General features: G+C 63.8%; 20 protein-coding genes. 14 read left to right on the top strand and 6 right to left on the bottom strand.

Translation table 11 applies throughout. The features are described from left to right. Positions 1 to 2: 2 nt before the first annotated feature. The 12 genes from ACVOLZ_RS03110 (at position 3) to ACVOLZ_RS03055 (ending at position 14818) form a co-directional block, all read left to right on the top strand. Positions 3 to 338, top strand: a complete 336-nt coding sequence (locus tag ACVOLZ_RS03110; protein WP_481514979.1) for a lipid-A-disaccharide synthase N-terminal domain-containing protein — start codon at positions 3 to 5, stop codon at positions 336 to 338. Between the two features lie 110 nt (positions 339 to 448). Continuing rightward, complete coding sequence (locus tag ACVOLZ_RS03105) at positions 449 to 2233, top strand: DUF885 domain-containing protein (protein WP_481514978.1); 1785 nt, start codon at positions 449 to 451, stop codon at positions 2231 to 2233. A 267-nt stretch (positions 2234 to 2500) separates the two neighbouring features. Then, a complete protein-coding gene (locus ACVOLZ_RS03100; RefSeq protein WP_481514977.1) occupies positions 2501 to 2884 on the top strand; it encodes a hypothetical protein in 384 nt (127 codons plus the stop codon). 54 nt (positions 2885 to 2938) lie between these two features. After that, complete coding sequence (locus ACVOLZ_RS03095; RefSeq protein ID WP_481514976.1) at positions 2939 to 4219, top strand: TolC family protein; 1281 nt, start codon at positions 2939 to 2941, stop codon at positions 4217 to 4219. Then, positions 4216 to 5220: an efflux RND transporter periplasmic adaptor subunit gene (locus ACVOLZ_RS03090; protein WP_481514975.1), complete on the top strand. Its 1005-nt coding sequence runs from the start codon at positions 4216 to 4218 to the stop codon at positions 5218 to 5220. Before ACVOLZ_RS03095 ends, ACVOLZ_RS03090 begins: the two co-directional genes overlap by 4 nt. Before the next feature lie 32 nt (positions 5221 to 5252). Then, positions 5253 to 8420, top strand: a complete 3168-nt coding sequence (locus tag ACVOLZ_RS03085) for an efflux RND transporter permease subunit (protein WP_481514974.1) — start codon at positions 5253 to 5255, stop codon at positions 8418 to 8420. Positions 8421 to 8980: 560 nt separating this feature from the next. Next, positions 8981 to 9598, top strand: a complete 618-nt coding sequence (locus tag ACVOLZ_RS03080) for a cation efflux transmembrane domain-containing protein (protein WP_481514973.1) — start codon at positions 8981 to 8983, stop codon at positions 9596 to 9598. 224 nt (positions 9599 to 9822) lie between these two features. Beyond that, positions 9823 to 10059, top strand: a complete 237-nt coding sequence (gene rpmB / locus ACVOLZ_RS03075) for a 50S ribosomal protein L28 (RefSeq protein ID WP_431595526.1) — start codon at positions 9823 to 9825, stop codon at positions 10057 to 10059. Positions 10060 to 10069: 10 nt separating this feature from the next. Beyond that, on the top strand, positions 10070 to 10237 hold the full coding sequence (gene rpmG, locus ACVOLZ_RS03070) for a 50S ribosomal protein L33 (protein WP_172675037.1): 168 nt from the start codon (positions 10070 to 10072) through the stop codon (positions 10235 to 10237). A 153-nt stretch (positions 10238 to 10390) separates the two neighbouring features. Beyond that, complete coding sequence (locus ACVOLZ_RS03065; RefSeq protein WP_481514972.1) at positions 10391 to 11767, top strand: FAD/NAD(P)-binding protein; 1377 nt, start codon at positions 10391 to 10393, stop codon at positions 11765 to 11767. Between the two features lie 179 nt (positions 11768 to 11946). Next, on the top strand, positions 11947 to 14142 hold the full coding sequence (uvrD, locus tag ACVOLZ_RS03060; protein ID WP_481514971.1) for a DNA helicase II: 2196 nt from the start codon (positions 11947 to 11949) through the stop codon (positions 14140 to 14142). A gap of 226 nt (positions 14143 to 14368) precedes the next feature. Further along, the gene (locus tag ACVOLZ_RS03055; RefSeq protein ID WP_481514970.1) at positions 14369 to 14818 is read left to right on the top strand and encodes a universal stress protein; all 450 of its coding nucleotides are present in this window, start codon (positions 14369 to 14371) and stop codon (positions 14816 to 14818) included. A gap of 219 nt (positions 14819 to 15037) precedes the next feature. Here ACVOLZ_RS03055 and ACVOLZ_RS03050 read toward each other — a convergent pair whose 3' ends face one another. After that, entirely contained in the window at positions 15038 to 15319 is a 282-nt protein-coding gene (locus ACVOLZ_RS03050) for a DUF2782 domain-containing protein (RefSeq protein ID WP_481514969.1), read from the bottom strand. Between the two features lie 78 nt (positions 15320 to 15397). On the opposite strand from ACVOLZ_RS03050, the gene polA reads away from it, so the two are divergent. Both polA and ACVOLZ_RS03040 read left to right on the top strand, forming a co-directional pair. After that, positions 15398 to 18166, top strand: coding sequence for a DNA polymerase I (gene polA, locus ACVOLZ_RS03045; protein ID WP_481514968.1), 2769 nt, complete (start codon positions 15398 to 15400; stop codon positions 18164 to 18166). 398 nt (positions 18167 to 18564) lie between these two features. After that, a complete protein-coding gene (locus ACVOLZ_RS03040) occupies positions 18565 to 19047 on the top strand; it encodes a DUF421 domain-containing protein (RefSeq protein ID WP_481514967.1) in 483 nt (160 codons plus the stop codon). A gap of 244 nt (positions 19048 to 19291) precedes the next feature. Here ACVOLZ_RS03040 and hemF read toward each other — a convergent pair whose 3' ends face one another. From hemF to ACVOLZ_RS03015, 5 genes are all read right to left on the bottom strand, one after another. Beyond that, positions 19292 to 20188 carry an oxygen-dependent coproporphyrinogen oxidase gene (gene hemF / locus ACVOLZ_RS03035; RefSeq protein WP_481514966.1) on the bottom strand — a complete coding sequence of 299 codons (897 nt, stop codon included), beginning with the start codon at positions 20186 to 20188 and terminating at the stop codon, positions 19292 to 19294. A gap of 46 nt (positions 20189 to 20234) precedes the next feature. Further along, complete coding sequence (locus ACVOLZ_RS03030; protein WP_481514965.1) at positions 20235 to 21791, bottom strand: hypothetical protein; 1557 nt, start codon at positions 21789 to 21791, stop codon at positions 20235 to 20237. Between the two features lie 16 nt (positions 21792 to 21807). Then, positions 21808 to 22386 (bottom strand): hypothetical protein, encoded by a 579-nt coding sequence (locus tag ACVOLZ_RS03025; RefSeq protein ID WP_481514964.1) that lies wholly within the window; start codon positions 22384 to 22386, stop codon positions 21808 to 21810. Positions 22387 to 22426: 40 nt separating this feature from the next. Then, positions 22427 to 22858 carry an NUDIX hydrolase gene (locus tag ACVOLZ_RS03020; RefSeq protein WP_481514963.1) on the bottom strand — a complete coding sequence of 144 codons (432 nt, stop codon included), beginning with the start codon at positions 22856 to 22858 and terminating at the stop codon, positions 22427 to 22429. Between the two features lie 192 nt (positions 22859 to 23050). After that, complete coding sequence (locus ACVOLZ_RS03015; protein WP_481514962.1) at positions 23051 to 25417, bottom strand: S9 family peptidase; 2367 nt, start codon at positions 25415 to 25417, stop codon at positions 23051 to 23053. Between the last annotated feature and the right edge of the window lie 333 nt (positions 25418 to 25750).

Raw genomic sequence — 25750 nt, 5'->3', positions numbered from 1 at the left:
GCATGGATTTCATGAACCAACCGCTGGTGTGGCTGGAGTGGACCGGCCTGCACATGTCGCCGTGGAAGCTGATCGGCCTGACCGGCGCGTTGATGTTTGGTGGCCGCTGGCTGGTGCAGTTCGTGGCCTCGCGGCGCGCCGGCAAGCCGGTGATCCCGCGCCTGTTCTGGTACATGAGCGTGCTCGGCAGCCTGATGACGCTGAGCTACTTCCTGTTCTCGTCCAAGCAGGACGCGGTCGGCGTGGTGCAGAACCTGTTCCCGGCCTTCACCGCCTTGTACAGCCTGCGCTTGGACATCAAGCACCGCGGCTGGCAGCGCGACAAGGCCAGCCATTGAGCGGGCGACTGTGCCCGAATCCGGCGGATTTGCCGCCCGAATCCGTCTAGGTCGGGCGGCGGCTTCAATGCGATGATCGGGGTGAATGAATCACCTGGGGAATACCGATCGTGAAATCACCGTTGACCGTTGCGCTGCTGCTCACCCTTGGCCTGAGCGCCACCCCGGCCTTTGCCGCCGCACCGGCGGCCCCGGCCACGCTGGCCACCCAGTCGCTGGATGAGCAGTTCAAGGCCATCTACGAGAAGGAATGGGCCTGGCGCCAGACCGGTGGCGGTGAAGCCAGCGAAGACAGCGACGCACCGGCCAACAGCACGCGTCTGCCTGACGTCAGCGCCGCTGCACAGCAGGCGCGGCTGAAGGTATGGGACGAGGTGCTGGGCAAGCTCAAGGCCATCGACCCGAGCAAGCTCTCGGCCGAAAACCAGATCAACTACGCCATCTATCACTACCAGGTTGAAAGCCTGGCCGATGAAGTGCGCCTGGGCAGTTACGAGATGCCGTTCAATTCGGATTCCTCGTTCTGGTCCAACCTCAGTTTCATGGCGCGTCGTGAGATGAAGACCGCGCAGGACTACCGCAACTACATCGCGCGCTTGAACGATGTGCCGCGTTACTTCGACCAGCAGATGGTCAACATGCGCGCCGGCCTCGCCCGTGGTTTCAGCGTGCCGCGTGCGGTGCTGGAAGGCCGTGATGTCTCCATCTCGACCGTGGCCGAGTTGAAGGACCCGACCGAGTCGCCGCTGTACGAGCCGCTGAAGAAGCTGCCCAACAGCATCCCCGCCGCCGAGCAGGCCAAGCTGCAGGCCGAGGCCAAGCAGGCCATCAGTGGCAGCGTGGTGCCGGCGTTCGGCAAGTTGCTGACTTTCTACAGGCAGGAATACGTGCCGCAGTCGCGTACCACCTTGGCTGCCGAGAAAATGCCGGGCGGCAAGGAGTTCTACCGCCAGCAGATCCGCGAATACACCACGCTTGACCTGAGCCCGCAGCAGATTCATGCGCAGGGCCTGGCCGAGGTGAATCGTATCCAGCAGGAAATGAACACCATCATCGACAAGGTCGGCTTCAAGGGTAAGAGCGAGCAGACCCGCTTCGCCGACTTCCTCGAATTCCTGCGTACCGACCCGCAGTTCTACGCCAAGACGCCGGATGAACTGCTGTGGCGTGCGGCGTGGATCTCCAAGCGCGTGGACGGCGTGATCGGCAAGTTCATGACCTTGCCGCGTGCACGCTTCACCATCGTGCCGGTGCCGCCGGATATCGCCCCGTTCTGGACCGCCGGCCGTGGTGGCATGGGTACCTACTGGCTCAATACCTACAACCTGCCGGCGCGCCCGCTGTACAACCTGCCGGCATTGACCCTGCACGAGTCAGATCCCGGCCACGCCCTGCAGGGCGCACTCGCCGCCGAGCAGACCGGCCAGCCCGAGTTCCGCCGCACCGCCTATATCTCCGCCTATGGCGAAGGCTGGGGCCTGTACACCGAGAAGCTGGGCGTCGACATGGGCATCTACCAGACCCCGTACGAAGACTTCGGCCGCCTGACCTATGAAATGTGGCGCGCCTGCCGCCTGGTGATCGACACCGGCGTGCACCACTACGGCTGGGACCGCGACCGCGCGATTGCCTACCTGCGTGACCACACCGCGCTGAGCGAGCACGAAGTCACCACCGAAGTGGATCGTTACATTTCCTGGCCGGCACAGGCGCTGAGCTACAAGCTGGGCGAGATCACCATCGTCAAGCTGCGCGCACAGGCCGAGAAGGAACTGGGCGACAAGTTCGACATCAAGGGCTTCCACGACGCCGTGCTCAAGCAAGGCTCGGTACCGCTGCCGGTGCTGGAGCAGCAGATCCACGCCTACATCGCCGAGCGCAAAGCAGCGAAGTAAGTGCTCTGCTCCTTCCCTTTGGCGAAGCCAAGGGGAGGGCTGGGGAGGGGTGCTTCTAGCTCCCTCCCTTTGGCGCAGCCAAGGGGAGGGTTGGGGAGGGGTGCACTTCGCAGTGACCCAAAGCAACACGCAAAAGCCACAAACAAAGCCACCCCCTCCCAACCTCCCCCTTGGCTGCGCCAAAGGGGAGGGGCGACAGCCCGCACCTGAACCATCATGCCGCTCTTGCGATTGTGTAACCCATCGAGCACCCGCTAACCTGCGCCGATGCTGCACACCCTGCGCCACCGCCGCCTCTACCTGCTACGCCTGCTGATGCTGGCGCTGGTTGGCCTTGGCGTATTCGGCACCTCGCTGGCAGCAGTACTGACCGACATCCACATGCTGGCGCACACCGACATCGGTGCCGACGTGCATGAGCACGACGACAGCAAGCTGGCCATGGCCCCGGATGCCGAGGACAGCGCCAACGCACTGCTGCACGCGCTGGTGCATTGCGTGGACTGTCACGGTCACGGCGGTGTACTGCCAACCGTTACCCCGGCCTGGATCGTTGCATCGCCGCCTGCACAGCAGGCCGTCGCCATACTTGGCACGCAACGGGTCTCGCACCCGACCGAAAGTCTGTTCCGCCCCCCGATAGCCGTCTGACGTTCCGGCCCTCTGGCCGGCCCCCACGTCTGAACCTGCTATCTGGAGAAACCCATGTGGATGCGCCTGGCGGCTGTTGTCGCCTTTGCGCTGGTGCCGCGCGCGTATGCGCAGGCGCCGGCGTCTGCTGTGCCGTTGACGCTGGACGATGCCATCGTCCGCGTTGCACTTGATCACCCCGAACTGCGCCTGATCGATGCGCAGCGTCCCGTACTTGAAGCCCGCCGCGATGCAGCGCTACTGCGCCCGCCGATGCAGCTGGGCGTGGAACTGGAAAACCTGCTCGGCAGCGGTGATACCCGCGGCGTGCAGGGCGCCGAAGCTACGGTCAGCCTGTCCGGCGTACTGGAGCGCGGCGACAAGCTCGACGCCCGCCGCATGCTGGCCCAAGCCAATATCGATGCCTTGGCGCCGCAACGTGCCACCGCCAGACTCGACTTGCTGGCAGAGACCGCGCGTCGTTATCTCGCCGTAGCGCAAGCACAGTCTGCATTGCAGATCGCCATCACCGATATCGAACAGCGTCGCCGTGCCGTTGACGCCGCGCGTCTGCGCTTGCAGGCCGGCGCCTCGCCGGAATCGGTGTTGTTCACCGCGCAGGCAATGCTGGCGCAGGCCGAACTGGACCGTGACCGCGCAATTGAAGAAGCCAGCGCAGCGCGGCTGTCGCTGGCCGCGTTGTGGGGAGCACGCTCACCTGATTTCAAAGAGGTGAGTGGCAACGCACTGCAGCTGCCGGCACTGCGCGATTTCGCCTTGCTCAATGACGATCTGCAACGCGCACCGGAACTGGCCGAACTGCTCGGCGAGCAGCGCATCCGCGAAGCCCAGCTGCAACTGGTGCGCACTCGCAGCCGTCCTGATTGGAACTGGCAGGTGGGCGTGCGCAACAGTCGCGCCGACAATGCGACGTCACTGGTTGGCGGCTTCAGCATCCCGCTGGGCAGCACCCGCCGTGCTGCGCCGGAAATCCGCGAGGCCGAGGCTGATCTCGCACTGCTGCCGTATCAGCGCCAGGCCCGTCAGCAACAGCTGTACGCCACCCTTGCCGAAGCACACGGCCGCTATGTCACCGCGCGTCTGGAAGTGCAGCGCATGCAGGCCGATGTTCTGCCGCAGCTGCAGAAGGCAGAACGCGCCGCCGAACGTGCCTGGCGCGCCGGTGCCGCCAGCTACATGGAATGGGCGCAGCTGCAGGCCATGCGCATCGAGGCGCGCCAGCGCCAGTTGGACGCGGCCATCGCCGCACAAACCGCGCTGATAGAAATCCAGCGCCTTACCGGCCAGGGAATGCTGGCCACCGATGCAACCGTTGCCGTGGAGAACGCACGATGAGCCGTCCGATGAGTGTTGTAGCTGCCGGCGTGCTGGCAATGAGTCTGCTGTTGGTGGGTTGCGGCGCAAAGCCGGCTGCGGAAGCCCCCGACGGAGCAGCGGAAGAAGCCGGACACGGTCATGACGAAGAAAAGGGCGGCGAAGCAGATGGTCACGCCCATGAAGCGGGCGAGGAAGCAGAAGCCGACCGCACCACCATCAAGGCGGCAATGGCCGAGCAGGCCGGCATACGCAGCGTTGCCGTGCAGGCCGGCACCATTGCCGATGAGCACGAAGTGCAGGGTTTGTTGACGCCGGTGGACGGTCGCGTAGCCCAGGTGACGGCACGCTACCCCGGGCCGGTGCGCACGCTGCGGGCCAATGTGGGTGACCGCGTCAGCGCCGGCCAGACCCTGGCCAGCATCGACAGCAACCTGAGCCTGACCACCTACAGCGTCAGCGCGCCGATCAGCGGCGTGGTGTTGTCGCGGCAGGCACAGGTTGGTGCGGTGGCGGGCGAGGGCGCGCCGCTGTTCGAGATCGGCGATCTGTCCGAGTTGTGGGTGGACCTGCATATCTTCGGCAAGGACACCCAGCACATCACCGCCGGCGTGCCGGTGACGGTGACGCGTATGACCGATGGTGTCAGCCAGACAACCACGCTGGAACGCGTGCTGCCCGGCACCGCCACTGCAAGCCAGAGCACCGTGGCCCGCGCCAGCGTGCGCAACGACGACGGCCTGTGGCGGCCCGGCGCCGCGGTGAAGGCGCGCATCGTGGTGGCGATGCAGCCTGCGGCGGTTGTGGTACCGCTCTCCGCACTGCAGACCATGGAAGGCAGCGATGTGGTGTTCGTGCGTGATGGCGACACCTATACCGCGCGCCCGGTGGTGTTGGGCGCACGCGATGCAGGCAAGGTCGAGATCAAGGACGGCCTGCGCGTTGGCGAGCAGGTCGTGGTCGAGCAGAGCTATGTGGTCAAGGCCGATATCGGCAAGGCGGGGGCCGCGCATGAACATTGATCATTGCCGCAAGCAACGCGGAGGGCGCAGCCATGCTTGAGCGCATCATCCGCAGTGCCATCGCCCATCGCTGGATGATGATGGTGCTGACCTTCGCGTTGATCGCGATCGGCAGCTGGAGCTTCACCCGTCTGTCCATCGATGCAACGCCCGACATCACCAATGTACAGGTGCAGATCAACACCGCTGCCGACGGCTATTCGCCGCTGGAGACGGAACAACGCATCACCTATCCGGTTGAAACGGTGATGGCGGGTCTGCCGAAGCTCGAACAGGTGCGTTCCTTGTCGCGTTACGGCCTGTCGCAGGTGACGGTGGTGTTCAAGGATGGCACCGACCTGTACTTCGCCCGCCAACAGGTCGCCGAACGCCTGCAGCAGGTGAAATCGCAGTTGCCGGAAGGCCTGGACCCGCAACTTGGGCCAATTGCCACCGGTCTTGGCGAAATCTTCATGTACACCATCGATGCCGATCCCAAGGCGCGCAAGCCCGATGGTTCGCCATACACCGCCACCGACCTGCGCACGCTGCAGGACTGGGTGGTGCGACCACAGTTGCGCAACGTGCCCGGCGTCACCGAGGTCAATACGATTGGTGGCTACCAGCGGCAGATCCACATCACCCCGGATCCGGCCAAGCTGCGTGCGCTCGGCTTCACCCTGGATGACGTTGCCGAAGCCGTGGAGGGCAACAACCAGAACATCGGCGCCGGTTACATCGAACGTAACGGCCAGCAGTTCCTGGTGCGTGTGCCGGGGCAGGTGGCCGGGCTTGAGGAAATCGGCAACATCGTGCTGGCCCGCCGCGAAGGCGTGCCCATCCATGTGCATGACGTGGCCGACGTGGCTGAAGGGCCGGAGCTGCGCAGCGGTGCCGCCACCCAGAACGGCCATGAAGTGGTGATGGGAACGGTGGTGATGCTGGTCGGGGCAAACAGCCGCGAGGTGGCGCAGGCCGCAGCGGCGAAGCTGGAACAGGCGCAGCGCAGCCTGCCCGAAGGCGTCACCGTTACCGCCAGCTATGACCGCACCGCGCTGGTTGATCGCACCATCCAGACCGTCGCCAAGAACCTGCTGGAAGGCGCGCTGCTGGTGATCGTGGTGTTGTTCCTGCTGCTGGGCAACTTCCGTGCAGCGCTGATCACCGCTGCGGTGATTCCGCTGGCAATGCTGTTCACCCTGACCGGCATGGCACGTGGCGGCGTGTCCGCCAACCTGATGAGTCTCGGCGCGTTGGACTTTGGCCTGATTGTCGATGGTGCGGTGATCATCATCGAGAACTGCCTGCGCCGCTTCGGCGAACGCACGCACGCGCTGGGCCGTGCGATGACCCGCGAGGAACGCTTCGCTGAAACTGCCAGTGCAACTGCTGAAGTAATCCGGCCGAGCCTATTCGGGCTGGGCATCATCACTGCGGTGTACTTGCCGATCTTCGCGCTGACCGGTGTCGAAGGAAAAATGTTCCATCCGATGGCGATCACCGTGGTGCTGGCGCTGAGCGGTGCGATGCTGCTGTCGCTGACTTTCGTTCCAGCGGCAATCGCGATGTTCCTCGGCGGTCGCGTGGAGGAGAAGGAAAACCGACTGATGGCGTGGTTGCGCACACGCTACGAGCCGCTGCTGGCTTGGGTGATGCGGCGTGGGCGTTTGGTGGTTGCCGGTGCTTTGGTGCTGGTGGTCGGTTGCGGCTTGTTGGCGACGCGACTGGGCAGTGAATTCGTGCCAAACCTCGACGAAGGTGATGTTGCCATGCACGCCATGCGCATCCCCGGCACCAGCCTCACGCAATCGGTGAACATGCAGAAGCAGGTGGAAGCACGCCTGCAACAGCTGCCGGAAGTGGAGAAGGTGTTCTCCAAGATCGGCACGCCGGAAGTCGCCTCCGACCCGATGCCGCCCTCGGTCGCCGACACCTTCATCATGATGAAACCGCGCAAGCAATGGCCGGACCCGCGCAAGCCGCGCAGCCAGCTGCTGGCCGAACTGGAGGCTGCGGTGGAGGAGCTACCGGGCAACAACTACGAGTTCACCCAGCCGATCCAGATGCGCATGAACGAGTTGATCTCGGGCGTGCGTGCCGACGTGGCGGTGATGCTGTTCGGTGACGACATGGAGACCCTGGCGCAGGTTGGCCAGCGCATCGTTGCGGTCGCCAACAAGGTGCCGGGTGCGGCTGATGTGCGCCTGGAGGAGACCAGTGGTTTGCCGTTGCTGACGGTTACCCCAAACCGTGCGGCATTGGCGGGTTACGGGCTCAACCCGGGCCAGCTGCAGTCCACCGTTTCCACCGCGGTGGGTGGTCGCGTGGCCGGCCAGTTGTTCGAAGGTGACCGACGCTTCGACATCGTCGTCCGCCTGCCGGAAAACATCCGCCAGGACCCGGCGGCGCTGGCCGATCTGCCGGTGTCACTGGAACCTGCGTTGGCACAGGACAGTGCCGACGAATCCAGTCGTGCGGGTGGCTGGCGCAGCGGTGATGCGCGCACCGTTCCGCTGCGTGAATTGGCGAGCATCGAAAGCAGCGAAGGCCCAAACCAGATCAACCGCGACAACGGCAAGCGTCGCATCGTGATCACCGCGAATGTGCGTGACCGCGACCTCGGTGGCTTCGTCAGCGAGCTGCAGCAGGCCATCGACACGCAGGTAAAGGTGCCGGCCGGTTACTGGGTGGAATATGGCGGCAGCTTCGAGCAGCTGATCTCGGCCAGCCAGCGTTTGGCGGTGGTGGTGCCGGTGACCTTGCTGCTGATCTTCGCTTTGTTGTTCTGGGCGTTCGGTTCGGCGCGTGATGCAACTATCGTGTTCAGCGGTGTGCCCTTGGCGCTGACTGGTGGCGTGTTGGCGTTGGCGATGCGTGGCATTCCCTTGTCGATCTCGGCTGGCGTGGGTTTCATCGCGCTGTCCGGCGTGGCGGTGCTCAACGGCCTGGTGATGATCAGCTTCATCCGTCACCTGCGCGAACAAGGCCGCAGCCTGGATGTGGCCGTGCGCGAAGGCGCGCTGGGCCGCTTGCGACCAGTGCTGATGACTGCACTTGTGGCATCGCTGGGCTTCGTACCGATGGCATTCAACGTAGGCGCCGGTTCGGAAGTGCAGCGGCCGCTGGCAACGGTGGTGATCGGCGGCATCGTCTCGTCCACGCTGCTGACCTTGCTGGTGTTGCCGGTGCTGTACCGCTGGCTGCATCGGAACGGAAAGTAGCGGTTGTTTGGCTTTGGCTTTGGCTTTGGCTTTGGTCTTGGCCTTGGCCTTGGCCTTGGCTTGAAGCCCTTGTTTTGCTTGGCTTGAAGCTCCTCTCCCGTTTACGGGAGAGGGGTTGGGGTGAGGGCGGTTTTTCGCTGGTAAGGCCCCTGCCGAGCATGGCTCGGCACTACCGCTTTAGCCCCTCTCCCGTTTACGGGAGAGGGGTTGGGGTGAGGGCGGCTTTTCGCTGGTAAGGCCCTTGCCGAGCATGGCTCAGCACTACCGCTTTAGCCCCTCTCCCGTTTACGGGGTGAGATGGGCAGCTTGCGAACCGCAGATTCGCTGCCCGTTGAACGCCCTTGCGCCAGCGCAAGGGCAGGGGCGCGGAGCGGGGGTTGGGGTGAGGGCGGCTTTTCGCTGGTAAGGCCCCTGCCGAGCATGGCTCGGCACTACCGTTTCAGCCCTTCTCCCGCGTGCGGGGAGAGGGCAAGCTTTTGCCTCCGTTGTTGCTTCACTTATATCTACAGGTCCGCGCACATGAGCGAGATAATCCAGCAGAACTTTCCTGCGGAACCCAAATGAGCGACTGCTGCGGCTGCGGCAAAACCCTGGAAGTCGAACGCATGCAGGCGCAGCAGCGCCGCGTGCTGTACCAGGTGCTGGCGATCAACCTGATCACCTTCGTGATGATGATGCTCGCCGCCTGGCATAGCGGCTCGGCCTCATTGCTGTCCGGCAGCCTGGACAATCTCGGCGATGCACTCACCTACGCACTCAGCCTGGCGGTGGTCGGCGCCAGCCTCGCCGCCAAGGCGCGGGTAGCGATGCTCAAGGCGGTCTTCATCCTGTGCGCGGCAATCGCGGTCGCCGCAGGCATCGCCTGGAAGTTGGCCCATCCGCATTTGCCGCTGTTCGAAAGCATGGGCATTGCCGCCCTGCTCAACCTGGCTGCAAATCTGTTCTGCCTGCGCCTGCTGTGGCCGTACCGGCAGGGCGATATCAACCTGGCCTCGGCTTGGGCCTGTTCGCTGAATGACGTATACGAGGGCGGCGCGGTAATCCTGGCCGCGTTGGCGGTCTGGGCTTTCGGCGCCGGTTGGCCGGACTTGCTGATTGCAGTGGCCTTGCTGCTGCTGTTCCTGCGCTCGGCCTGGAAGGTGGCAAGGGCGGCATGGCGGGAACTGCGCTCAGCCTGAATGGGCGAAAGGCCGCCCGCATCGGCTTGGATTTGCAAGCAAGGTCGGGTCTGGGCATAATACGCGGCTCGCTGTGTCCGGAATTCTCCGGATCGGTGGCCAGGAACACGTCATCTGGTCATCCTCGTCAGCGTAACCCTTTGATTCCCATGACGCGTGGCGGGTAACCGCCGGGGCCGCCGTCTTCCTGGCTAAGGAAGTCATCAACATTACCGAGGTGCGCAATGTCCCGCGTATGCCAAGTTTCCGGCAAGGGAGTGCAGACGGGTAACAACGTCTCGCACGCCAACAACAAGACCCGTCGTCGTTTCCTGCCGAACCTGCACGAGCGCCGTTTCTGGGTTGCCAGCGAGAACCGCTGGATCAAGCTTCGTGTTTCCGCGCATGCACTGCGCACCATCGACAAGAACGGTATCGACTCCGTTCTGGCTGAGCTGCGTGCGCGCGGCGAAAAGGTCTGAGGAGTAGACGATCATGGCAGGCAAGCGCGATAAGGTCCGTATGATTTCCTCGGCCGGTACTGGCCACTTCTATACGACCGACAAGAACAAGAAGAACACCCCGGGGAAGATGGAATTCCTCAAGTACGATCCGGTTGTTCGTAAGCACGTGATGTACAAGGAAGGCAAGATCAAGTAATCCTCCGGGATTGTTTGAGCTGCTGTTCCAAGCAGAACCCGCCGAAAGGCGGGTTTTGTGTTTCAGGTCTGTGAAAAAGTTCCCGCCCTGCCAGCATGAATACATGCCCGTGCAGCATCAGGCGGGGGTGCTGCATCGCCTACAATCGGGCAGATGAGTGTTATCGATACCCCTGCATTGTGTGATCTGGCCATCATTGGCGGTGGCGCCGCCGGCGTACTTGCCGCCATCGGTGTACTGCGTGGCGCAAGCCAGCCGCTGCGCCTGCTGGTGATCGAGCCCAACCTACCGCTGGCCCGTGGCGTGGCCTATGCCACCACCCGCGAGGAGCACGTGCTGAACGTGCCGACCGCCAAGATGAGTGGCTTTCCTGAACAACCCGAGGATTTCCTCGACTACCTGTGTGAAGTGCAGGCCTTTCCGGCGCTTTCGCGGGAACAGCTGGCCGGGCAGTTCGTGTCGCGCCGTCACTACGCCGACTACCTGCGCCAACGTCTGCAACAGGCAGTGGACGCCAGTCCTGCGCAATTGGAGATTCTGGCTGCGCGGGTACAGGCACTGCAGCCCAATGACGATGGCGTGTTGCTGACCCTGGATTCGGGCCGGCCGCTGCAAGCTGGGCGGGTGATCCTGGCGGTGGGTAATGCGCTGCGGCCGTTGCCGGTGCGCGGGGCCAGCGGCCTGGCCGAAGGCAAGCGCGTGGAGGCCTGGGATTACCCGGCACTCGACGGCATTGCGGACAACGCCGATGTCGCGATCATTGGTTCTGGCCTGAGCATGGCCGACAGCGTGGCAACGCTGCAGGCCAATGGTCATCGCGGCCGTATCCATGTGATGTCGCGGCATGCGCTGCTGCCGCTGCCGCATGCCAAAGGCGCTGCAGCCGACTACGATCCCGAGCCTTTGTTGGCAATGAATCTGCGCCAGCGCATGCACGCGCTGCGATGTCACGCGGCCGAAGCAGCGACGCGTGATATTCCGTGGCAGTGCGTGATGGAACGTATCCGTCCGTTTGGCCAGCGCCTATGGCAAACCCTGTCGTTCGATGACCAGCGCCGCTTCCTGCGCCATGTGGTGCGGTACTGGGATGTGCATCGCCACCGCATCGCCGCGCCGCTGCATGCGCAGCTGCTGGAGCTGCAAAAAGCTGATCGCCTGCAGCTGCACCGCGGCCGCCTGGAAACCGCCGTTGCCGAAGGTGCTTGCGTGAGCCTGACCGCACAGGATCGTTGGCGTCAGCCGCTGCAGCTGGAAGTGCAATGCGTGGTCAATGCCACCGGCGTGGAGATGCGTGCACAGGCGATGCGCAATCCGCTGCTGCAGCAGTTGCTGGGCAGTGGCGTGGGCCGTGCCGGCCCGCATGGGATTGGTCTGGATACAGCGCCTGACGGCAACCTGATCGATGCCGATGGCGTGGTTGAGCCGCGCGTGCAGGTGCTGGGCAGTCTGCGTATTGGCAGCCTGTGGGAAAGCCTGGCCATTCCTGAATTGCGTGGGCAGGCGGCAGCGGCGGCAAAGCAAGCGCTGTAATGCTGTTGCCCCCTCCATTTTGCGCAGCAAAGGGGAGGGTTGGGGAGGGGTTCGCTCTTAAGGCCTTTCCAACACTGCCGGCTTCGCGGCTTACGCCGCTCCTACAAAACTGGTTCCTGGTAAAGCCCCTGCCGAGCTTGGCTCGGCACTACCGGGACGCCTTCCCGTAAAATGGGCGCATGGATGTCTCCCACTTGCTCGACGGGCTGAACGCAGCCCAGCGCGAGGCCGTTTCCGCGCCTCTTGGTCACCACCTGATTCTTGCCGGCGCCGGTTCCGGCAAGACGCGCGTGCTTATCCATCGCATCGCCTGGCTTACCGAAGTCTGTGGCGTGCCTGCGCACGGCATTTTTGCGGTCACCTTCACCAACAAGGCGGCCGGCGAAATGCGTCACCGCATCGACCTGCAGCTGAGCAAGGGCAGTCGCGGCATGTGGATCGGCACCTTCCACGGCCTGGCCCATCGTCTGCTGCGCCTGCACTGGGCCGATGCCAAGCTGCCCGAAGCCTTCCAGGTGATGGATTCGGACGACCAGCTGCGCATGATCAAGCGCGTGGTGCAGCAGCTGGAGCTGGACGACAGCAAGTACCCGCCCAAGCAGGTGATGTGGTGGATCAATACGCAGAAGGATGAAGGCCGCCGCCCGCAGCACATCCAGCCCGAGCCGCATGACCAATGGGGCGAAACCCTGCGCCAGGCCTATGCGGCCTACCAGGAGCGCTGTGACCGTGCCGGTCTGGTCGACTTCGCCGAGCTGCTGCTGCGCGCGCATGAACTGCTGCGCGACAACCCGGCCCTGCTGGCGCATTACCGCGCCCGCTTCCGCGAGATCCTGGTCGACGAGTTCCAGGACACCAACGCCATCCAGTACGCCTTCGTGCGCGTGCTGGCCGGCGACAGTGCGCATGTGTTCGTGGTCGGTGACGATGACCAGGCCATCTACGGCTGGCGCGGTGCCAAGGTCGAGAACGTGCAGCGCTTCCTCAAGGATTTCCCGGGCGCGCAGACCATTCGCCTGGAGCAGAACTATCGCTCCACCGCCAACATCCTCGGTGCCGCCAATGCGGTGATCGCGCACAACCCGGATCGCATCGGCAAGGAGTTGTGGACCGATAGCGGCGACGGTGATCCGATTGACCTGTTCGCCGCCTACAACGAGATGGACGAGGCGCGTTATCTGGTCGAACGAGCGCGGCAGTGGGTGCGTGATGGTGGCAGTTACGGCGACGTCGCCGTGCTCTATCGCAGCAACGCGCAGTCGCGCGCGTTCGAAGAAGCCCTGCTCAGCGAGCAGGTGCCGTACCGCGTATATGGCGGCATGCGCTTCTTCGAGCGTGCCGAAATCAAGGATGCGTTGGCTTACCTGCGCTTGATGACCAACCGCAACGACGACGCGGCCTTCGAGCGTGCGGTGAACACGCCGACACGCGGCATCGGCGAGCGCACTCTGGACGAGGTGCGACGCATTGCGCGGCAGCAGGCGCTGCCGTTGTGGGAAGCAGCGATGCTGGCCACGCAGGGCACCGACCTGACCTCGCGCGCGAAGAACGCCTTGGCCGGCTTCATCAATCTGGTGCAGCAGATCACCGCCGAAACCGGCGAGATGGATCTATCCGAGCGCATCGACCATGTGCTGTCGCGTTCGGCCTTGCGTGAGCACTGGGGCAAGGAAAGCCGCAACGCGCTGGATTCGGAATCGCGTACCGACAACCTCGACGAATTGATCTCGGTGGCCTCGCGCTTCGTGCGTCGCGAAGACGATATCGAAGAGGGTGCCGAGGACATGAGCGAGCTGGTTGCGTTCCTGTCCTATGCCTCGCTGGAGGCCGGTGAAGGCCAGGCGCAGGCGGGAGAGGAGGGCGTGCAGTTGATGACGCTGCATTCGGCCAAGGGCCTGGAATTCCCGCTGGTATTTCTGGCTGGCATGGAAGAAGGCCTGTTCCCCAGCGCACGTTCGCTGGAAGAAAGTGGACGTCTGGAGGAAGAGCGTCGTCTGGCCTACGTCGGCATCACCCGCGCGCGGCAGAAGCTGGTGCTGGGCTATGCCGAATCGCGCCGCATCCATGGCCAGGACAACTACAGCCTGCCGTCACGTTTCCTGCGTGAGATTCCGCGTGAGCTGCTCAACGAAGTTCGCCCCAAGGTGCAGGTCTCGCGCCCGGCCTCGCTTGGTGCAAACCGGTCGATGGGCGGCCACGCCAATATCGAAGCGCCGCCGATCAAGCTGGGTGCGTTGGTGAATCACCCGAAGTTCGGCGAAGGCATGGTCACCGACTACGAAGGCAACGGCCAGCATGCACGCGTGCAGGTCGAGTTCGCCGACGCCGGCAGCAAGTGGCTGGTGATGGCGTACGCGAATCTGACGGTGATTTGAGCGGGTGATCGGTGCCGGCGGTTTGTCGGTGCCCGTTGTCTATGCGAAAGGCTGCCGAGCATGGCTCGGCACTACGGGTGGGCTGTTTTTGCGAGCTATTGTGCGGACCACACTGGGAGGTATGGGTCAGCGCCTGATCGGGCCGGTTTGATCTTGCGCAAGGCATGGGGGCAACATCGGGTGTGCAATGGTGTCACCACCACCCTTCATCCAAGGAGAACTGCTCATGTACAAGCGCATCCTGATCGCCACCGATGGTTCCGAGCTTTCCGCCAAGGGCCTGGCCAAGGGGCTGGAACTGGCCGCCCAGCTGGGCGCGCATGCCGACATCGTCACCGTCTCCGAGCCATGGGCGGTGGGCATGTACGACGCTATGGGCTGGAGTGCCGGCTACGAGGCCAGCCCGGAGTACAAGAAGGACCGTGAGGACGCCGCGCAGAAGATCCTGCAGCCGGCGCTGGAGGCTGCCCATGCGGCCGATGTGGCCGACGTGCAGACCCACCATGTGCTGGACCGCTATGCCGCTGACGGCATCATCGACACCGCCAAGGCCTGCAACAGCGATCTGGTGGTGATGACCTCGCATGGCCGCCGCGGCGTCACCCGGGTACTGCTGGGCAGCCAGACCTCCGAAGTGCTGGCCCGCAGCACGGTACCGGTGCTGGTGATCCGCTGAGGCTTTCGCGCCCTCCCTTGCGCAAAGCGCAGGGGAGGGTTGGGGAGGGGTGCTTGTTGCTGTGTCCCCAAAGAAACCAGTGAGCCGAATCAGCAAAGCCATCAAACGAGGGCTTTGTCGGAGCAGGTGAAAGGGCCGGCTGCTATTCACGCTTGGCTGCCAAAAGCACCCCTCCCCAGCCCTCCCCTGCGTATTGCATACGCAAGGGAGGGAGCAAGATCACCAGCTATACAGCTTCCAATACACCGGCTTGGTGCCGTCCTTGTCGCTGTCCATGCGGCCGTCGCCATCGCGGTCGTACATGTAGAACGGGGCGCCACGGGCCGGGGTCACCTTGACCATGCGCAGGGTGCCGCCAACGCGGTATTCCTCGATGGTGTCACCGTTGTCCATCGCCTTGCGGGTGACATCCGCGCCTTTGACATCTACCGGTGGCGAACCACCGCCGAGGGTGGCGCAGCCGGCCAGGGCCAGCAGGGGGATCAGCAGCAAGGATTTCATGGTGGTGCTTCCTTCGGTGGGAATGGTCCGATTATGCCTGTCCACATGCGACAACGGCCCGCCGCGTAGAATCAGCGCATGAGCAGATTAGTCCTGATAGACGGTTCCAGTTACCTGTACCGCGCGTTCCACGCGCTCCCGCCACTGACCAACGCCAATGGCGAGCCGACCGGCGCGCTGTTTGGCGTGGTCAACATGCTGCGTTCCACGCTGAAAGAGAAGCCTGAGTACGTCGCCTTCGTGGTCGATGCGCCGGGCAAGACCTTCCGCGACGACATGTATGCCGAGTACAAGGCCAACCGTCCGCCAATGCCCGACGACCTGCGCTCGCAGGTGCAGCCGATGTGCGACATCGTGCAGGCGCTGGGCATCGACATCCTGCGCGTTGACGGCGTCGAAGCCGATGACGTGATCGGCACGCTGGCGCTGGCCGCCGCTGCGGATGGACTGGATGTCACCATCTCCACCGGCGACAAGGATTTTGCCCAGCTGGTGCGCCCGGGCGTTGCGCTGGTCAATACCATGACGGGCAGCCGCACCGATTCGGACGCGGCAGTGATGGAAAAATTCGGCGTGCATGCCGAGCAGATCGTCGACTACCTCGCCTTGATGGGCGACACCGTCGACAACGTGCCGGGCGTGGAGAAGTGCGGCCCCAAGACCGCCGCCAAGTGGCTGGCCGAGTACAACGATCTGGATGGCGTGATCGCCGCCGCCCCCACCATGAAGGGCAAGATCGGCGAAAACCTGCGCGCCGCATTGCCGCGCCTGCCGTTGAACCGAGATCTGGTCACCATCCGTACCGACGTTCCGCTGGAACAAGGTCCGCGCGATCTGCAGCTGCGCGAGCAGGACGTGGACTCGCTGCGCGGCCTGTACGCGCGCTACGGCTTCACCCAGGCGTTGCGTGAGCTGGGCGGGGCTGCTGCGCCGGATGTTGCCAGCGATGCCAAGCCCAGCCTGCGCGGTACCGCCGCGGGCTATGCCAAGACCGCCGACAGCGAGCCGGTTGCCGGCTTGGATCCGGCGATGGCGGAAAAGGGTGAATACGAAACGGTATTCACCACCGAACAATTGCAGGCCTGGGTGGAACGTCTGCAGGCCGCCGACGAATTTGCCTTCGACACCGAAACCGATGCGCTGGATGCGATGCGCGCCAACCTGGTCGGCATCAGCCTGGCGGTAGAGGTCGGCAAGGGTGCGTATATCCCGGTCGGCCATATCTATCCGGGTGCGCCCGCACAGCTGCCGATGCAGCAGGTTCTGGATGCGCTGAAGCCGCTCCTGGAAGACGCCAGCAAGAAGAAGCTCGGTCAGCATGGCAAGTACGACATCCATGTGCTGCGCCGCCACGGCGTCGACGTGCAGGGTTATGCCGACGACACCATGCTGGAAAGCTTCGTGCTCAATTCCACCGCCACCCGCCATGACATGGACTCGCTGGCGCAGCGTTACCTTGGCTACACCACCACCAAGTTCGAGGAAGTGGCAGGCAAGGGCGCAAAGCAGATTTCCTTCGCCCAGGTCGGCATCGATGAGGCCGGCGCCTACGCCGCCGAGGACGCTGACATCACCCTGCGCCTGCACCGCGTGCTGGGCCCGCAGCTGGCGGCGGTGCCGTCGCTGCAGAGCGTGTACCGCGATATCGAAATGCCGCTGGTACCGGTGCTTGCGCGCATCGAAGCCAACGGGGTGCGCATCGATGCGGGCGAACTGAAGCGGCAGAGCAGCGATCTGTCCGCGCGTATGCTGGCCGCACAGCAGAAGGCCACCGAACTGGCCGGCCATACCTTCAATCTCGACTCGCCCAAGCAGCTGCAGGCAGTATTGTTCGACGAACTGGGCTTGCCGGCGCTGGTGAAAACCCCCAAAGGCCAGCCCAGCACCAACGAAGAGGCGCTGGAGGCGATTGCCGAGCAGCATGAGCTGCCGCGGATAATCCTGGAATACCGCGGCCTGGCCAAGCTGCGCAGCACCTATACCGACAAGCTGCCGGAGATGGTCAACCCGGACACCGGCCGCGTCCACACCAGCTATCACCAGTCAGGTGCGGCGACCGGGCGTTTGTCCTCATCCGATCCCAACCTGCAGAACATCCCGGTGCGCACCGACGATGGTCGTCGCATCCGTCAGGCCTTTGTCGCACCGCCGGGGCGCAAGCTGATGGCCTGCGATTACTCGCAGATCGAACTGCGGATCATGGCGCATCTGTCCGAAGATCCGGGTCTGGTGCGTGCGTTCGAGCAGGGTGCCGACGTGCACCGCGCCACCGCCGCCGAAGTGTTCGGACGCGCGCTGGACGAAGTGACGCCGAACGAGCGTCGCGCGGCCAAGGCGATCAACTTCGGCCTGATGTACGGCATGAGTGCATTTGGCTTGGCCAAGAACCTCGGTATCGACCGTGGCCAGGCGCAGGATTATGTGGCGCTGTATTTCAGCCGCTATCCGGCGGTGCGCGACTTCATGGAGCGCATGCGCGTGCAGGCGCGCGAGCAGGGCTATGTGGAGACCCTGTTTGGTCGCCGCCTGTACTTGAACGACATCAACGCCCGCAACCAGGGCCTGCGTGCCGGCGCCGAGCGTGCCGCAATCAACGCACCGATGCAGGGCACCGCGGCGGACATCATCAAACGCGCGATGGTCAGCGTGGACGGCTGGCTGCAGGGGCACAGTGACAAGGCCAAGATGATCCTGCAGGTGCACGATGAACTGGTATTCGAGGCGGACATCGCATTCATCGGCACCCTGCGTGCCGAAGTCGAGCAACGGATGGCAGCCGCCGCGAGCCTGCGTGTGCCCTTGGTTGTTGATACCGGAATCGGGGGAAATTGGGACGAAGCTCATTGATTTTCTAGTTTCTTAACTAGAAAGTTTTAGTAAATGAAACAATGCGTCGCGTTACAGCGTATTTAGTAAATGCCAGTGTTTTTGGCAGATGAATCTGTCCTTAATTCTTTTGAAACGAAGACAGAATCTTCACGATCCATCAAGGTTGGGAATGCTCATATAGTCCGCGACAGACGCAACGTCTGTCGCGGATCTCTCCCATCCCCTGGAGCAGATCTCGGAGCGGGGATTCCTCCCCAAATGCCCGCTCCCCGGCCCCGTCGACCCCCCCCTGGTCGGCGGGGCTTCTTTTTTGGGCGAAAGAAAGCATTCCGGCTGGCGCTGCAGTCGCCGGGCTGCTCGCATCATCTTTATCCGCAATGGCCGAGGATGACGTCATCGAGTGATGGAGGGGAACCATGTCCGATCTTTTTGCGCTGGCGATGCCGTGGTGGGAATTCATCCTGCGCGCGGTGATTGTCTATGTCGTGGTGCTGGTGATGGTGCGGTTGGCAGGCAAACGCACGCTGGGCCAGTTCACCCCGTTCGACATGTTGTTGTTGGTGTTGTTGGGCAACGCCGTGCAGAACGCCTTGCTCGGCCCGGACACGTCACTGGGCGGTGGCCTGTTGCTGGCGCTGACGCTGATCAGCTTGAACTACTTCGTGGGCTGGATTACCACCCGCAGCCCAGCCGTGGAGCGGATGATCGAAGGTGAGCCGGTGGTACTAGCGCGTCACGGCCATGTGCTGCAGAAAGTGCTGCAACGCGAGCTGGTGAGCAAGGCCGATTTCGCCAAGGCGATGCGCGACGCAGGTTGCGATGAAGTGGATGAAGTAGACCTGGCACTGCTGGAAACCAACGGCCACATCACCATCATCCTCAAGAAGGACAACATGTAATGTCGAGCCATGCTCGGCAGAGGCTTTACCCGGAATCCTGACTTGTAGGAGCGGCGTCAGCCGCGAAGCTCGTGATCCATCCGATTGCAGGCATTGCTGCAATTTCATTGCTGTTGGCTTCGCGGCTTACGCCGCTCCCACAATTGTTGGATTGTTGGTAAAGCTCCTGCCGAGCATGGCTCGGCACTACAGGCTGCGGTGCTGCTTGTAAGGCCCCTGCCGAGCATGGCTCGGCACTACGGTTCTACAGCCAATCTCTTGGGACCAGGTATTCGGCCAGGCGCGCTTCGTCACTACCGGTGTCGGGGGTGTAGCCGTACTCCCAGCGCACGCGCGGTGGCAGGCTCATCAAGATGCTCTCGCTGCGGCCGCCACTCTGCAGGCCGAACAAGGTGCCGCGGTCGTAAACCAGGTTGAATTCGACGTAGCGGCCGCGGCGGTACAGCTGGAATTCGCGCTCGCGTTCGCCATACGGTGCGTCCTTGCGACGCTCGACGATGGGCAGATAGGCATCGAGGAAGCCGTCGCCAACTGCCTGCATGTAGCTGAAGTCGGTTTCGAAGTCGTCGTGCAGGTCGTCGAAGAACAGGCCACCTACACCGCGTGTTTCATTGCGGTGCTTGAGGAAGAAATACTCATCGCACCAGTGCTTGTGCGCGGCATAGCGATCTTCGCCGTAAGGCGCGCACAGCTCACGGGCAACCGTGTGCCAGTGCTGCACGTCTTCGTCGAAGGGGTAGAACGGGGTCAGGTCGAAACCACCGCCGAACCAGGCCGCCACCGTCTTGCCATCCAGTTCGGCCTGGAAGTAACGCACGTTGGCGTGGGTGGTGGGCAGGTAGGGGTTGCTGGGGTGGAACACCAGCGATACGCCACAGGCGCGCCAGGAGGCTCCTGCGAGTTCTGGACGATTCGCTGAGGCCGAGGGTGGCAGGCGGGTGCCGGCGACGTCGGAGAAGCCGATGCCGGCCTGCTCGAACACCGCGCCATCGCGCAGGATGCGGGTGCGGCCACCGCCGCCTTCGGTGCGCTGCCAGCGGTCTTCGTTGAAACGGGCCTGGCCGTCGGCCTGCTCGATGGCGGCGCAGATGCGGTCCTGCAGGCCGGTCAGATAGTCGCGTACGCGGTCGAATTCGTTCATGTGCGTACTGTAGCGCAGGCCGCTGCTGCGGCCTGTGCCCGATGCCTTACTTGCGCAGCGATTTGCCCTTGCTGGATGCAGCCGGCGCTTCGGCTTCTTCTTCGTTTTCGAGGTCCTCGGCGGCACGCATCAACTGCGCGCCCAACCCGGCCATTGCCCAGTTGGTGGTCTCGTAGACATCGCAGGCCACGTGGGTGCCCTTGCCGTCGCGCTTGCAGATGGACAGCAGCTTGCCGGGGATGTCTTCATCACCGGTGTTTTCGTAGACGGTGCGCAGGTTCTCGCAGCCAACGCGGACGCCGGCCTGGCACAGCTTCTGGTAGGACGGCGCGGCGGCCTGCCAGTCGCCGGCCAGTGAGTGGCGGTGGCCGATCGCGTTGCAGCCCTGCAGTTTGCCGCTGTCGCAGCAGGCCTGCGGGTCACTGCCCAGCGGGCAATCCTGCGGCAGCGGCAGTTCGACGAACACCTTGGGCGCGCTGCACTGGCTGCTGCCGCCAGTGCGCTGGTAGACGGCATAGCGGTTCCAGCTGTCGATGCCGAGCAGGCCGCCGTTGCGCAGCGGCTTGAGCACGAAGTCGCCACCCTTGTCGTGGCGGATATGGATGGCGCCATCCTGCAGGCGTGCGCGCAGCTCGCTGCCCATGCCCATCGTGACCAGGCCATCGTTGCCGAAACCGAGCTCATCCATCAGACCGGTGCTGGCCTTGTAGTCGCCGCAGGGCAGGCTGCTGGCGGGGCCGACATCAAGGTCGGTGGCGCTCAGTGCAGCCAGGCTTTTTGCACGCTTGCAGGTCATCTCGTCGGCGCCGGCCTTGCAGGCCAGCTGCAGCGCTTCGCGCGCGGGCAGGTAGCGTCCGGCATCCCAATGTGCATCGGCGACCTCGCTGCAGAAGCCTGCGTCCGGATGGCTGCGGCACAGCTCCAGCAGTTCGTTCAAGCGCGGCTCGGCCAGGACCGCGGTGTTGCTGCTCAAGGCGCCGACCAGCGCCTTGGCCATGGCGATACCCAGCACTTCCTTGGCTGCGGCCAGGCACGCCGCTTCGTTGTACTGCGGGTTGCCTTCCTTGCAGACCGCAGGTTCTTCGAGATCCGGATCAGGGGATGCTGCCTGTTGTGCGGCCTGGGCTTCATCGCGGTAGCTGGACAACAGGCGTTCGCAGGCGAAGGGCAAGTCCTCTTGGCACCACTGGTTCAGCTGCTGCGGGGTTGCCGAGCTGGCGTTCTCGATGCAGCTGTCGATATCGGCACGGCAACTGTTCGCGGCTGGCGTGGGCGCGGTCTTGCAGCTGCTGCTTGAATCAAGCACGTAGTCGCCGAGGCTGCCGGTGATGCGCTTGCCGTCGCGGCTGAGGCTGTATTCGGTGCTGAAGCCGTTGGATACGTCGGCGGCATGCAGGGTGCTGCCCTGCTGGCGGATCACGTATTGGGTGGGCGCCAGGCCTTCATAGCGCATCGACGCCTGACTGCTGCTTTCGACCATGAAGCGGGCCGAGCCCTGTTCGGCGGTATAGCTGCCACAGCTCAGGGTGGCGGCAGCGGCCGGCATCGCGCTGAGCGCAAGCAGCCCATAGGCGAGGGCAGAGAGGTAACGTGGGACGGACATGCAAACTCCGGGGGACTCAACGAAACAGGGCGCGAACGTCAGGGCGACTCAGCTTGATCACCAGCCACCCATGCAGCATCGCAAGTGCCAAGGCGGTAACGGCGCTGGTGATCAGCGAGGTCCACAGGCCGACGCGTAGTTGCACGCGCATATCCAGGCCTTGTGGGGAATTGAGGACCTCGGCAGGCACCATCGCCTGCATGCTGTCGAACATGCTGTGGATCAGCGGCAGGAAGGCGAAGTTGGCCAAGGCCACCAAGACCAGAAAGACGATGAAGCCGATCCGGCCCCATTCGCGGTGCTTGAGCAAGGCCCACGACACTGCCAGAAACGCGATCGACAGCAGTAGGCCAAGCACGCTCAGCGAGAGTGCGTGCTCACTGAGCCAGAGCATGCTCGGCGGCACCGGCAGGCCTTCGTTCTGCATGGCGTGGAGGATGTCCATGCGGCCCATCAGAGCCACCAGCAGCAGTTGCAGCAGGCTCCAGGCAATGGCCAGCGCAGCCATCAGCAGCGAGAGTTTGGCGGTGACGGCGATGAACGAGGCTGCTGCGGAGGGCGTGGCAGGAAGGGGCGGAAGCTGGGGCGGGTTCACGATGGTTCGCTACAAATGTGTGGGTGGGCCAGTGCCGTCTTCAGTCGGCTTGCGTGGTGGAGAACAGCGCGGCGTGCGCTGCGGGCAGTACATGCAGGGCACTCAACGGTGCCAGCTTCACGCCATGCGGTGGCTGCAATGGAATCCAGGCGAGCTCGGCGATCTCCGCCTGCACCTGCGGAGTTCCGCTGATGCTGACCAGGAAGGATTCGCCCTGCACACGGCGACCTGGTTCGTTGACCGCGGCGTCTTCGAAGCTGCCCAGCGCTATTGCGGTGCTGCTGTCGACGTGCACACCGAGTTCTTCGTGCAGCTCACGTGCCAGGGTCTGCAATGCGTCCTCGCCGGGCTCGCGCTTGCCGCCGGGCTGGATGAAGGTATCCGAGCCGTGTTTGCGCACGACCAGCACGTGTTGCTGCGGATCGAGGATGACGGCGGTGACGATGCGGATGGGGTTTTCGGTGAAGGGCATGTGCTTCCAGCGGGTAGGGCTCCGTGGAGGGAATGGTACTGGAGGCTAGGTTGATGGTGGGTGCTGCGTAGGCAGGAGCGGGATCAAAATCAAGAGCACCCCTCCCCAGCCCTCCCCTGCGCGTTGCGCAAGGGAGGGAGCCAATCTACCCCCACAAACAACAAGGGCGCCTCGCGGCGCCCTTGTTGATGCTTACTTCAGTTCCTGCTCGAACAACTTGAGGATGCGCTTGTACTGATCCAGCCAGGAATCGGCACGCGTATAGCTGTGACGCTCCAGCGGGTAGGGCGCGATCGACCAGTTGTCCTTGTGCAGCTCGATCAGCTTCTGGCTCATGTTGATCGAGTCCTGGAAGAACACGTTGTCATCCATCATGCCGTGCGCGATCAGCAGGTTGTCCTGCAGGCCTTCGGCATACTCGATCGGCGAGGAGATGCGGTAAGCCTCTGGATCGATGTCCGGGGTGTTGAGGATGTTGGCGGTGTAGGCGTGGTTGTACTGATGCCAATCACCGACCGGACGCAGCGCCGCGCCGGCCTTGAAGGTGCCCGGCGAGCGGAACAGCGCCATATAGGTCATGAAGCCGCCGTAGGAGCCGCCGTAGATGCCGGCATGGGCGCGATCACCCTGCTTGGTTTCCACCAGCCAATCCAGACCGTCCAGGTAATCATTCAACTCCGGATGGCCCATGTTGCGGTAGATGGCGGTGCGCCAGTTGCGGCCATAGCCTTCGCTGCCACGGTAGTCCATGTCCAGCACGATGTAACCCTTCTGCACCAGCAGGTTGTGGAACATCTGCTCGCGGAAGTAGGTGGGATAGCGTGCATGCACGTTCTGCAGGTAGCCGGCGCCGTGCACGAACATGGCGATCGGGTATTGCTTGCCCGGCTCGAGTTTTTCCGGGCCGTAGTACTTTGCCCATACATGGCCGGCGCCGTGCTTGGATGGCACCTGCACCATCTGCGGTTGCACCCATTCGCGGGCCTTGAACTCGGCGCTGCGGGTGTCGGTCAGCTTGCGTGCTTCGCCACCGCTGACCGGCAGCACTGCGACCTGGGCCGGCAGATAGGCTGCGGAGTAACGCACCAGCAGCTGCTGACCATCCGGCGACAGGCTGAAGTCTTCCACGCCATCGAGCGCAGTCACTTCGCGCACGGCACCGCCGTTGGCGTCGACGTTGCAGACTTCATAGTCGCCCGGCCATTTCTGGTTGCAGACGAAGTAGAAGCTGTTGCCGTCGGCGCTGACCACTGGGGCCGAGGTTTCCCAGTTGCCCGAGGTGATCGCCTTCGGCTTGTTGCTGCCGTTCTGCGTGTACAGGTGCGAATAGCCGGATTCTTCAGACAGCAGCCACAGGGTGCGGCCATCCGGCATCCAGCCGTAATCATTGAAGCCCCAGTTGATCCAGCCGCCATCGGTCAGCCGGTGACGGCTTTCCAGGCGCGCACTGCTGACACTGGTGGTGGCGATCCAGCGGTCCTTGTTGTCGTTGGCGCGCAGCATCAGCGCGGCCTGGCTGCCGTCGGCGTTCCAACGGATGCCGCCGCCCATGAACTCGCTCATCAGTTCCAGCGGACGATTGCCCTTCAGCGCGTCCTTGCCGGCCTTGCGGCGCAGCTCGGCCAGCGGGTCGGTGGCGATGCCGGGCAGCTTGTCCAGCGACAGCTGCTCGACCTTGCCGGTAGCCGCATCGGCCAGCCAGAACGTGTGTGGCTCGGGATTGTTGCGGCCAACGCGGGTACGGGTGTCTTCAGCTTCTTCGTAGCCGGACTCGGTCACGTACAGCGGCATCTTGCCGCCGCGACCTTCGTCGTAGCCCTTGGGCTTGGTCACCACGATCAGGTGGCGAGCATCGGGCGACAGCGCGCTGTCGACGATCTCGACATCGGCGCCTAGGAAAATCGGTGCCGGTGCGCGGGTCGGGTCGGCCTGGCGCCAACGCTCGCCCTGCTCGCGCAGTTCTTCGCGCTGGGCGCGATCAGTGCGCAGCGTGGACAGGGTGCGCATCTGCTGGTCGCGCAGCACGTCGGCCTTGGGCGCATCGGCCGGGTTTTTGTCGGCCTTGAGCTGGGCGACCTGGCTGGTGATGTTGTTGCGCGGATTCCAGTGGAACCAGTTGTTGCCCACTTCCCAGATCACGCCGCCATCGCTGGCGAAATTGACGCCACTGGCGCGCTCGTTGCTGCGGGTCAGCTGGGTCAGGGTGCCGTTGCGCAGGTCGCGCACGAATACGTCGCCATTGCGGACGAAGGCCATGCGCTGGCGGCTGCTGTCATAGACGCGGTCAGCCGCATCGAGGGTGCCGCGCTGGTCATCGGCTACCTGCTGGGCGACGCCGCCGGCCAGCGGCAGGCGGAAGCTGTCGCGCACCGCGCTGCCCTGGCGCTTGAGCGTGTATTCGACCTGTTGGCCGTTCCACGACCACCAGGCCGATTCAACCGGCGGCCCGATCCAGTCCGGATTGGCCATCGCCTGTTCGATGGTGATCGGTGTGGGCGCGGCATGGGCGTTGCCGAAAGCGGTCAACAACAGCAGGGACAGGGGCAGCAGCTTGGGCATCATTCGGCACCGGTGAAAGAGAACCGCGCAAGGGTAGCAGCAGGCCAACGCGACGGGCTGGGCCACAGGTCATGGAGGCAGGGTTCGGCGGGTGAGCTGCCGGAATCGGCAATGTTTTGGCGGCGTGCGAAGTGCGCGGGAGGGCTGATTTGCCCCCTCCCTTGCGCCATAGGCGCAGGGGAGGGTTGGGGAGGGGGGCTTTGGGTTTTGCTTTTTGCGTTTTGCGCTGGTGATGTAGAGCCAAAAGCAAAAGCAAAAGCAAATGCGTACCCCTCCCCAACCCTCCCCTTGGCCCTCGGCCAAAGGGAGGGAGCAAAGTGCAGTCCTCCCCAA

The sequence above is a fragment of the Stenotrophomonas sp. STEN020 genome (assembly GCF_056760195.1).
Note: the sequence above shows the minus strand (reverse complement) of the source record. Positions and strands in the feature narration are given on the sequence as shown.

Coding starts and splice junctions, on each gene's coding strand:
- ACVOLZ_RS03110 (WP_481514979.1), top strand. CDS start 3: ATGGATTTCATGAACCAACCGCTGGTGTGGCTGGAGTGGACCGGCCTG.
- ACVOLZ_RS03100 (WP_481514977.1), top strand. CDS start 2,501: ATGCTGCACACCCTGCGCCACCGCCGCCTCTACCTGCTACGCCTGCTG.
- ACVOLZ_RS03095 (WP_481514976.1), top strand. CDS start 2,939: ATGTGGATGCGCCTGGCGGCTGTTGTCGCCTTTGCGCTGGTGCCGCGC.
- ACVOLZ_RS03090 (WP_481514975.1), top strand. CDS start 4,216: ATGAGCCGTCCGATGAGTGTTGTAGCTGCCGGCGTGCTGGCAATGAGT.
- ACVOLZ_RS03085 (WP_481514974.1), top strand. CDS start 5,253: ATGCTTGAGCGCATCATCCGCAGTGCCATCGCCCATCGCTGGATGATG.
- ACVOLZ_RS03080 (WP_481514973.1), top strand. CDS start 8,981: ATGAGCGACTGCTGCGGCTGCGGCAAAACCCTGGAAGTCGAACGCATG.
- rpmB (WP_431595526.1), top strand. CDS start 9,823: ATGTCCCGCGTATGCCAAGTTTCCGGCAAGGGAGTGCAGACGGGTAAC.
- ACVOLZ_RS03065 (WP_481514972.1), top strand. CDS start 10,391: ATGAGTGTTATCGATACCCCTGCATTGTGTGATCTGGCCATCATTGGC.
- uvrD (WP_481514971.1), top strand. CDS start 11,947: ATGGATGTCTCCCACTTGCTCGACGGGCTGAACGCAGCCCAGCGCGAG.
- ACVOLZ_RS03055 (WP_481514970.1), top strand. CDS start 14,369: ATGTACAAGCGCATCCTGATCGCCACCGATGGTTCCGAGCTTTCCGCC.
- ACVOLZ_RS03050 (WP_481514969.1), bottom strand. CDS start 15,319: ATGAAATCCTTGCTGCTGATCCCCCTGCTGGCCCTGGCCGGCTGCGCC.
- polA (WP_481514968.1), top strand. CDS start 15,398: ATGAGCAGATTAGTCCTGATAGACGGTTCCAGTTACCTGTACCGCGCG.
- ACVOLZ_RS03040 (WP_481514967.1), top strand. CDS start 18,565: ATGTCCGATCTTTTTGCGCTGGCGATGCCGTGGTGGGAATTCATCCTG.
- hemF (WP_481514966.1), bottom strand. CDS start 20,188: ATGAACGAATTCGACCGCGTACGCGACTATCTGACCGGCCTGCAGGAC.
- ACVOLZ_RS03030 (WP_481514965.1), bottom strand. CDS start 21,791: ATGTCCGTCCCACGTTACCTCTCTGCCCTCGCCTATGGGCTGCTTGCG.
- ACVOLZ_RS03020 (WP_481514963.1), bottom strand. CDS start 22,858: ATGCCCTTCACCGAAAACCCCATCCGCATCGTCACCGCCGTCATCCTC.
- ACVOLZ_RS03015 (WP_481514962.1), bottom strand. CDS start 25,417: ATGCCCAAGCTGCTGCCCCTGTCCCTGCTGTTGTTGACCGCTTTCGGC.